The sequence below is a fragment of the Rhizobium oryzicola genome (assembly GCF_030504645.1).
Taxonomy (GTDB): domain Bacteria; phylum Pseudomonadota; class Alphaproteobacteria; order Rhizobiales; family Rhizobiaceae; genus Neorhizobium; species Neorhizobium oryzicola.
Genome location: NZ_JAUKWQ010000022.1, coordinates 1 through 8,501, shown reverse-complemented (window position 1 = coordinate 8,501; position 8,501 = coordinate 1). Strand labels below are relative to the sequence as shown.

Here is an 8,501-nt window from a genome sequence, read left to right as displayed (position 1 = left end):
CGCGCCTCTTCGGACTTCAAAAGGTTAACAAAGCTTGAAGGCAGGCCCCGCTTTGGGGTCATGCTGACATCACTGAAAGTTTGCAACAGGCCCCCTAATTCTCCGGCAAGCCTGCTGAGCTCGAAGAGAGCCATAACAAAAGTCTGCGACGTGAAGAGCTCTCATTGAACGGAATAATCACAGCTATCGGCGGTCCGGCCAAAGGCCGCCTGTAGCGGACGACCAGTGGTGGCTGTGGCCCGGGCGAGATGAGACATTCTCATAATTAGCCGCGACTTTCGTGAGATACCTTCATATGGGTGTCATCCGCGGATCGTACTCAGAGGAGTGTCCAATTCCGACTGGGGATCTTTCATGTCCATATCATTCGCCTCAAGTTATCATCCGATCGAAAATGTTAGCCGATGGCTTAAGGGCAATCACCACGGTCATTCTATCCGCTCCGATGGCGCCGATACGCCCGAGGCCAATATCTCCGCCTATGAAGCGGCCGGCTACGACTATTTCGCGCTTTCCGAGCATGATGTCTATGTCGACCCTCAGGATTACCAGCCTTCTACGAAGATGATCATGCTTCCCGCCGTAGAGATCACCACGGATCGCGGCCAGACGCTGATGTTCCTGGGTGCTGATGGCCCAACGCCCGCCGCCAATACGCTGACGCTGCCTCAGGTCGTGCGGTACGTGAACGAACGCAATGGGCTGTTCATCGCCGACCATCCGAATTGGGTCTACAAGCCCTTCACCAAGCATGCCCCCGTCGAAGAACTGCTAGCGGCATCCGAGATCGGCGCTATCGAGATCTATACCGGCACGATCGAGCGTTTCGAAGGCGACCCGAGCAGCGTCGATGTCTGGGACTGGATGCTAACAAAGGGACGCGTCGTCTATGGACATGCGACGGACGACCAGCATAGCCCGGTCGACCGCTTCCTCGGATGGAACCGCGTGCAGTTGCGTGAGGGCGAGGAGGCAACCGCCAAGACGATCATCGAGGCTCTGCGAATGGGCCGCTTTTATGCCTCTACCGGCGTCACAATCGACGAGATCGGCACATCCACTAACGGCACCGAGATTATTGTCGAATCCAATGCCGAGGAACTCAAGTGGATCGTGAAGGGCGGCATGGTTGCCGACATCACGAAAGGCGGCAGCGGTCGGCTCTCAATTCATGACATTGTGGAGAAAGACCGGATCGCTCATCCGTGGAAGCGCTTCCAGGAGGCGAAGGACGTGATGTATGTGCGCGTCGAGGCGATCGGGCCGCGCGGTACTAAGGCCTGGAGTCAGCCATTCTTCATTGCATAAGTCAGACCGGCCTCCCGCGTACAGTCTGCGGGAGGCTGGATAGCGTGCAAGGCATCAGAAGCGCTTGGAGGAAAGGACCTCAAACGTTCTGTTGATACAATCAACGGAACGGTCGTAATTGCGCAGCGCCACAGCTGCGATGAGCGTGTCTATGACGGCGAGCTGGGCAATGCGGCTCGTCATCGCCTCGGTCCTGAACATCGTCTCGCGCGCCATCGTCGTTAGCACAATATCGGCAAACTGCAGGATGGGCGACTTTCCGAAATTGGTGACGGCAATTGTCCGGGCGCCTGCCTCCTTGGCCAGGCGAGTGGCGAGCAAGGTCTCGACCGTTGCGCCGGAATGTGAGATCGTCAAGACGACCGTAGACGGCGAGGACACGGACGCTACAACTGCCTGAACATGGCTGTCGACACTCACGCGCGCATTTATGCCAATGCGGACCAACCGGTAATGGGCATCCTCCGCAATTGGAGCGGCTGAGCCGATGCCGAATATTTCCACCTGTGCGGCGTTGCTGATTGCTTCGGCCGCTTGTTTGAGCTTTTCCGGGTCCAGCGATTTCTTCGTGTCTTCTAGCGCCTGCTGCGCCGAGCCGATCACCTTAGTGATCAGGTTCTGAGCGTCGTCATCCGGTGAAACATCCTCATGGATGAACTGCACTGGCTTTACCAGGTCACGGGCGAGCGCGAGCTTCACCTGCTGGAACCCCCGCCCCCCGACCTGCTGGCACAGGCTGACGACGCTGCCTTCGCTGGATGCCGTGCGGTCGGCCACCTCGGTGACCGACATATTGATTACGGCGGCCGCGTTGTCGATGATGAAGTCCGCAATCCTCTTCGCCGTCGGTGGCAAATCCTTGCGCAGGGCCGCCAGCCTGTCGAGCACGCTGGGAAGGTCAGCTTGCAGTGGAGAGGGCTGTGCCATCTATTATCCTCTTTTGAACATTTCCAAGTCGGGGTGGACCGCTAACGCCGGAAGATCGCCCGGTGCGACATGCAGGAACGTCATGCCCGATCGGGCCGCGCCCTCTCCGTCCGTTAGAGGGTTATCTCCGATCATCAAGCAATCACAAGGGTCAAGATCGAGTTTGGCGCAGGCCATTCGAAAGAGGGTGGGTTCCGGCTTGCCAACCACGATTGGTTCCCGGCGCTCGCCGATCGACAGGATCGCGGCAGCGAGGGCACCCGCTTCAGGCACCGGATAGCCATCAATTCCTGGATGACTGCGATCAGGTGAAGCAACAACAACATTGGCGCCATCATGTACATTGCGCGCGGCGGCCGCGAGTGTCTCATAGGTGAAATTCCGGTCACGTGCGATCAGCACGATATCGGCTCCGGAATCGGTGAGAAGGAATCCTCTCCGCTCGGCATCACGCGCGAGGGCTACACTGCCGATCAGGTGTAGGCGGGCACCAGGCCAGCTCCGTTCAAGAAAGTCGAGGGACGCGATGCCCGACAAGATCAAACGATCTTCCCCGATTGGAAGGCCAGCCCCTCTCATCACGCCGGCGAGTTGCTCGGGGATGTGCTCGGAGTCATTAGAGACGACGACGAATCGTCCGTCGAGGGCACGCATGAGTTCAGCCGCGCCAGGGAGTGCGCGACGGCCGGCCATGAGGGTGCCGTCTAAGTCAAAGAGAAACCCGCGATACTTTCCCAGCATTATCAACCACATGTTGTTCGCGTCACAGAAGCGCGTCGCCGGCGATCGAAGTGTTCGGCAACACGTACAAATATCGTCTCTCACATTATGGACCGAATGAGAATATCTCTGTCATTTTATTTTTTTGACTGAGACATTTTCATCGTACTGTCACGAAACGGAGCTAGTGACGCATTGCTGACGTCGGATCCGCAGCAAGGAGCGAGCAACTACTCGCCGCCCGCCGGACGCTCAATATGGCTGTCGCATGCCTCGGATCCAGGCGTGCTGCTTCAAGGGATTATCATGATGAATATATCTCGCAGAAACCTTATCAAAACCGGCGCGGTGGGTGTGCTTGCGGCCGGCGTCTCGCCGATGCTTAGCGCAACGTCCGTCTTCGCTCAGGGCGAAACTGTCGCTGTCGGCTCACTCCATGATCTCACCGGCGGCACCGACGTCTACGGCGTGCCGTCCCACGCCTGCATGAAGATGGCGATCGCCGAGATCAACGCGGCCGGTGGCCTGCTTGGCAAGCAGATCGAGCTCAAGACATATGACGGCCAGTCCGACATCAAGAAATTTCCCCAGTATGCGCAGCAGGCCGCGCTTCAGGACAAGGTCGTCATGCTGCAAGGCGCAATCACCGGCGCCTCGCGCGAGGCGACGCGCCCAGTGCTGCGCCGCTACAAGGTGCCGTTCGTCTACGGGACCATCTATGAAGGCGGCCTGTGCGAAACCAACGCGATTTCGGTGAACACCGGCAGCGACCAGCAGGCGATCCCACTGCTCGATTGGTCGTTCAAGAACCTCGGTAAGAAGGTCTTCTACATCGGTGCCGACTACAACGCGCCGCGCAACATCGGCATCTGGACCAACCACCTCGCCAACCAGAATGGCGGCACTGTAGTCGGCGAGGAATATTATCCGCTCGACGTGACCGACTTCTCGACGGCGATCGCGAAGATCCAGGCCGCCAAGCCGGACTACGTCCATTCCTGCCTCGTCGGTGGTCCGCACATGGCCTTTTACCGCCAGTGGGCGGCGGCCGGAATGCTGAAAAAGATCCCCATTGTGTCGGTGGTCTTCGGAGGTGGCAACGAGCACATGGTGCTCACTCCAGAGGAGACAGACGGTATCATTGTCGCCTACAACTATTTCGAGGAAATCGACACACCTGCCAACAGGGACTTCTTGGCACGTGCAGACAAAACGATGGGGGCATCCCGGCCCTACATCAATGGCATCGCGATCGGCGGTTATACCGGACCGATGATCTGGGCCGAGGCCGTCAAGCGGGCCGGCAGCTTCGATTATGCAGCTCTGATGGATGCCCTCAAGACTGATATCGAATGGGCCGGTCCAAGTGGCAAGATGGTCTTGGAAGCCAAGACCCGGAGCACTATCCAAGACATGCATATCATGCAGGTTGAAAACAGAAAGTGGAAGCTGCTCGAGACCCAGAGCCAAGTGCGGCCCTTCGATTTCGGCGGTGCATGCGATCTTCTCGCAAACCCCCGCAATACCGAGATCCTCGTTCCTAAAGTCTAATCGATCGCTAACATGACCGCGAGGTATTGCCCCATGGATCAAGTTCTGGTTACCGCCATTGCAATTGCGACCGGCATTGCCACGCTTGTTCTTATCAGCCTTGGCCTCGCGGTCATTTTCGGCATGATGCGCATCATCAATTTCGCCCATGGTGAGTTCATCATGCTCGGGGCATATGCCACCGTTCTCTCCACGAACGCCGGGATGAATCTCTGGATCGCTATGCTGGTTATAGCGCCGGCGTTTGTCGCCCTTGTCGGCCTTGGGTGTGAGCGGCTCCTCATTCGCCGATATTACGGCAACCTCACCACCACCATGCTTCTCACGTGGGGTCTGAGTCTCTTTCTCGTCGGTTCTGTCACCGCGCTCTTCGGCAACACGACGCGCGGCATTGCCGCGCCGCTCGGCAGCGTCACCTTTGGAAACTATTCGGTCAGCGTCTATCAACTGTTCCTGATAGCATTCGCAGCGCTGCTTGTCCTTGGTGCGGCATTGTTCTTGACACGTACGCGCTTCGGCCTGATCGCCCGCGGGACGATGCAGAATCCGGCAATGGCATCGACCTTAGGCATCGATCCGGGTCGTGTCTATGCAGCGACATTTGCCGTCGGTGCGGGTCTCAGCGGTCTTGCAGGCGGGCTTCTGGCACCCGTCTCCGGAGTCCTTCCGAACATGGGCGCCAGCTACGTTGCGAAGGCATTCGTGACCGTGATCGCGGGCGGCAGTTCAGTCTTGGTCGGCACGACCGGTGCCGCCTTCATGTTCGGACCGATCGAGGCAATCGTCTCGTTGATCTCAACACCTGTAATCGGTCAGGCGAGCCTTCTTGCCGCCGCTATCCTTCTCCTTCGCCTGATGCCGATGGGGCTCTCCGCCGGTTTTCGGAGGTCAACATGAATTACGCTGGAATGAACGCGGGGAGCCTTACCTTTACGGCATCGCTCGTCGTTGTCGCCCTTGGCGGCCCGTCGGTGCTCGACACGTTCCAAGTTCTTCAGTTATCGGCATATTCCTCCCTCGCACTGGGCGTCGTGGGGTTAGCTTTTGTATGGGGAATCCTCGGGATACTGAGTCTTGGGCATGCGGCCTTTTTCGGAATTGGTGCTTATGCCTATGCGATCCTGTCCATAGCCCAGGGAGAAAGTACCTTCGCCGTAGCAGCGGCCATCCTTGCTCCGTCGGTCCTCGCGGTATGTCTCGGCTATTTCCTATTCTATGGACGTGTCGGCGATGTTTATCTCTCGGTCATTACCCTTTGCGTGTCGCTGATCCTCTTCAGCTTCATGAACTCGACCGCGGATGTCTCCTACACATTGCTCAGCGTGCCACTCGGTGGGTTCAACGGAATCAGTGCCGTGCCGCCGCTCAATTGGCCGGGGTTCGTAGGCGATTTTCTGACACCCGAGGCAACCTTCAGCCTGTGCTTTCTGTTGCTTGCGGCAGTCTACCTTGCTCTACAATTCCTACGAGGGACCCGCCTTGGCCGTATCATGGCAAGCGTCCGCGAAAACGAGCGGCGCTGCGAGCTTCTCGGCTACGACCCCCGTTGGCTGAAACTGGTCGGTTTTGTAATCAGCGCTGCAATCGCCGGGCTGGCGGGAGCGCTCTTTACGGCCAATACTGGCTATGTCGGCCCGACCGTCTTTGACCTCGGACAATCGTCGCAGTTCATTTTGTGGGCGATCGCCGGTGGCATGGGCACGCTGAGCGGCGCGATAATCGCAAGCTTCATGCTGCAATTTCTGGCCAGCTTCATTGGGACAAGCCAATTGTTCAACACGTCTCTCGTGTTTGGCACAGTGATCATTTTCTTCGTTTACGCTCTGCCCAACGGCATCGTTCCTTCGCTGCAGGGGTTGCTTCGCAAGCTTTCGCGATTGGCGAGACGACAGCGGCGCCGCCCGGAGGTCATCGGCGACAGCATAAAGAGCACACCATGACGGCGATGATTGAGACTGTTGGTCTGACGTGCCGGTTTGGCGGCGTGGTGGCCGTCGATAACGTGTCGCTGAAGATTGAGGAAGGGGAACTCCGCTGCCTTATCGGCCCAAACGGCGCTGGCAAGACTTCGCTGTTCAAATGTCTTTCAGGGCAGGTCCAGCCAAGCGGTGGTCGCGTCCTCATGAAAGGGCGAGAAATCAGCAGATTTCATCCTCACGAGATAGCCCGCATGGGTATGGCGATCAAGATGCAGGTTCCGAGCGTCTTCAACGGGCTGAGCGTGCACGAAAACGTATGGTTGGCAGCAGCGCGCTTGCACCGAGGCAAGGCGCTGGAAGCTATCGTCGACGAGACGCTTTCCGCAGTCGGTTTCAGGTCAGCGGAGGCCCGCGAGAAACGGGCCGACGAGCTATCCCATGCTCATCGACAGTGGATCGAGCTTGCGATGCTCGCGGCTTGTAAACCCGCCATTGCCTTGCTCGACGAGCCGGCGGCCGGCATGACGCAGGATGAAATGCTGCGCACGGTCGAATTGATCAAGACGATAAATCGCTCGACCACAATCTTGGTCGTCGAGCATGATCTCGAATTTATCTCGCTCCTGGCACGCAAGGTTACCGTGCTCCACCAGGGAAAGATCTTCGTGGAGGACACGATGTCGAACATATCGAACAATGCCGCAGTACGCGAAATATACCTCGGTAAGCAATGGCGGATGGCCCAATGACACTCGTGGTCGAAAACCTCATATCAGGCTATGGGGCAGTCCCTGTCTTGCACGGGATAACCTTTCGGCAGGAGCCCGGCGAAATCGTCGGAATCGTCGGCAATAATGGCATGGGCAAAACGACGCTTCTGAAGACGCTCATGGGCTTGCTCGCGACGAAAGGCGGCTCGACCTCATTCCACGGCACAGACTTTGCGAACCTGCCAGCGCACCGGCGCAGCCGTATCGGTTTTGGTTATGTACCGCAAGGCGCGTCAGGTTTCCCGAATCTATCAGTGCTTGAATCCCTCCAGCTTGCAACGGTTGTGGGACCGGGTGGCAGAGCGAAGGGCATTGATGAAATCCTTGAGCTTTTTCCGGAACTCTCGAAGTATCTAAACCGGTCTTCGTCTGCCCTGAGCGGGGGCGAGCGACAGATGCTGTCGATTGCAAGAGCCGTAATCCGGTCGCCGAAGCTGCTTCTCCTTGACGAATTGTCCGAGGGCGTCCAACCATCGATCGTCGAGAAGTTGGCTGAGCGGTTAGTACACCTTCACGCCACGGAGAATATTGGCATCCTGGTCGTCGACCAAGAACTCGGGTTTGTTGCTTCCGTTGCAAAACGCGCGCTCGTCATACACAAGGGCCGCATCTCTCATGAAATAAGTGCAGAGCGTCTGTCCGATCTAGATCTACTTGGAGGCTCAATTCGATCGAGTAGCTGCGGGTCATTCAGCACGTGATTTGACGCTCTCGTATGCGATGAGCGACCATTTCGTTCCATCGGGCAAGCTTGATTCTCTGCTGCCTCTGACTTTGCTGAAATGAAGAAGTTGAAGTAGCGATGGCCGCGCGGCATTCAGTGGAGTTGGCCGCCCCGCGGTTCGAGTGCTGATGGCTGCTTTGGCGCGAAGCGGATGCAATGCTCGGAAAACGACGACTTCCTTACAGACAAAATGACATCCAGACACCGATGGCGCCAACACCTTCCCCTCAACGATCAAAACGGCCGTTGATGACGGACTCCTGCATCCGGATCCGGTTCACTATGTCACCAAGCATCTCCAGCAAGGTATCGAGAGTGACCATTTTCGAGTGAAGAAGAACATGCCAAAGATTGGAGGCTTCCAGTCATTCGGCACGGCACGACGGACGATCGCTGGATTCGAAGCCATGCTGTGGTTGAAGAAAGGCTTCGGTTTCACTGGCAATTGGACCGTCAATGATCAGAACGACCTACTCGCGCGCGTCTTCGGCCTTCAAAAGGTTAACAAAGCGTGAAATTCGTACCGTTCAGGGATAATCGCGGCCCGCGAAAATGTTTGCGACACGCCCGTGTGGCCTTCAT

8 protein-coding genes and 1 pseudogene are annotated in these 8,501 nt (G+C 57.5%); 7 read left to right on the top strand and 2 right to left on the bottom strand.

Annotation, left to right across the window (positions count from 1 at the left end; translation table 11 throughout):
• Window positions 1-354: 354 nt before the first annotated feature.
• Window positions 355-1,308 carry a CehA/McbA family metallohydrolase gene (locus Q2T52_RS26670; RefSeq protein ID WP_302079935.1) on the top strand — a complete coding sequence of 318 codons (954 nt, stop codon included), beginning with the start codon at window positions 355-357 and terminating at the stop codon, window positions 1,306-1,308.
• 54 nt (window positions 1,309-1,362) lie between these two features.
• Here the strand turns inward: Q2T52_RS26670 and Q2T52_RS26665 are convergent, their stop codons facing one another.
• Window positions 1,363-2,235: a MurR/RpiR family transcriptional regulator gene (locus tag Q2T52_RS26665; RefSeq protein ID WP_302079934.1), complete on the bottom strand. Its 873-nt coding sequence runs from the start codon at window positions 2,233-2,235 to the stop codon at window positions 1,363-1,365.
• Window positions 2,236-2,238: 3 nt separating this feature from the next.
• Window positions 2,239-2,988 (bottom strand): HAD-IIA family hydrolase, encoded by a 750-nt coding sequence (locus tag Q2T52_RS26660; protein ID WP_302079933.1) that lies wholly within the window; start codon window positions 2,986-2,988, stop codon window positions 2,239-2,241.
• A 162-nt stretch (window positions 2,989-3,150) separates the two neighbouring features.
• Between Q2T52_RS26660 and Q2T52_RS26655 the strand changes: the two genes are divergently transcribed.
• From Q2T52_RS26655 to Q2T52_RS26630, 6 genes and pseudogenes are all read left to right on the top strand, one after another.
• Window positions 3,151-4,506: an ABC transporter substrate-binding protein gene (locus Q2T52_RS26655; RefSeq protein WP_302079932.1), complete on the top strand. Its 1,356-nt coding sequence runs from the start codon at window positions 3,151-3,153 to the stop codon at window positions 4,504-4,506.
• Between the two features lie 33 nt (window positions 4,507-4,539).
• Complete coding sequence (locus Q2T52_RS26650; RefSeq protein ID WP_302079931.1) at window positions 4,540-5,403, top strand: branched-chain amino acid ABC transporter permease; 864 nt, start codon at window positions 4,540-4,542, stop codon at window positions 5,401-5,403.
• Complete coding sequence (locus Q2T52_RS26645; protein WP_302079930.1) at window positions 5,400-6,446, top strand: branched-chain amino acid ABC transporter permease; 1,047 nt, start codon at window positions 5,400-5,402, stop codon at window positions 6,444-6,446. The genes Q2T52_RS26650 and Q2T52_RS26645 overlap by 4 nt, the downstream gene beginning before the upstream one ends.
• The gene (locus Q2T52_RS26640) at window positions 6,443-7,174 is read left to right on the top strand and encodes an ATP-binding cassette domain-containing protein (protein ID WP_302079929.1); all 732 of its coding nucleotides are present in this window, start codon (window positions 6,443-6,445) and stop codon (window positions 7,172-7,174) included. Before Q2T52_RS26645 ends, Q2T52_RS26640 begins: the two co-directional genes overlap by 4 nt.
• Entirely contained in the window at window positions 7,171-7,896 is a 726-nt protein-coding gene (locus Q2T52_RS26635; RefSeq protein WP_302079928.1) for an ABC transporter ATP-binding protein, read from the top strand. Before Q2T52_RS26640 ends, Q2T52_RS26635 begins: the two co-directional genes overlap by 4 nt.
• Window positions 7,897-8,122: 226 nt before the next feature.
• Window positions 8,123-8,434 (top strand): annotated as a pseudogene (locus tag Q2T52_RS26630) (DDE-type integrase/transposase/recombinase); the annotation flags it as partial.
• Window positions 8,435-8,501 lie beyond the last annotated feature (67 nt).

Excerpts from the sequence above, each read along its gene's own strand:
- Q2T52_RS26660 (WP_302079933.1), bottom strand. The coding sequence starts at position 2,988 with ATGTGGTTGATAATGCTGGGAAAGTATCGCGGGTTTCTCTTTGACTTA.
- Q2T52_RS26640 (WP_302079929.1), top strand. The coding sequence starts at position 6,443 with ATGACGGCGATGATTGAGACTGTTGGTCTGACGTGCCGGTTTGGCGGC.
- Q2T52_RS26650 (WP_302079931.1), top strand. The coding sequence starts at position 4,540 with ATGGATCAAGTTCTGGTTACCGCCATTGCAATTGCGACCGGCATTGCC.
- Q2T52_RS26665 (WP_302079934.1), bottom strand. The coding sequence starts at position 2,235 with ATGGCACAGCCCTCTCCACTGCAAGCTGACCTTCCCAGCGTGCTCGAC.
- Q2T52_RS26645 (WP_302079930.1), top strand. The coding sequence starts at position 5,400 with ATGAATTACGCTGGAATGAACGCGGGGAGCCTTACCTTTACGGCATCG.
- Q2T52_RS26670 (WP_302079935.1), top strand. The coding sequence starts at position 355 with ATGTCCATATCATTCGCCTCAAGTTATCATCCGATCGAAAATGTTAGC.
- Q2T52_RS26635 (WP_302079928.1), top strand. The coding sequence starts at position 7,171 with ATGACACTCGTGGTCGAAAACCTCATATCAGGCTATGGGGCAGTCCCT.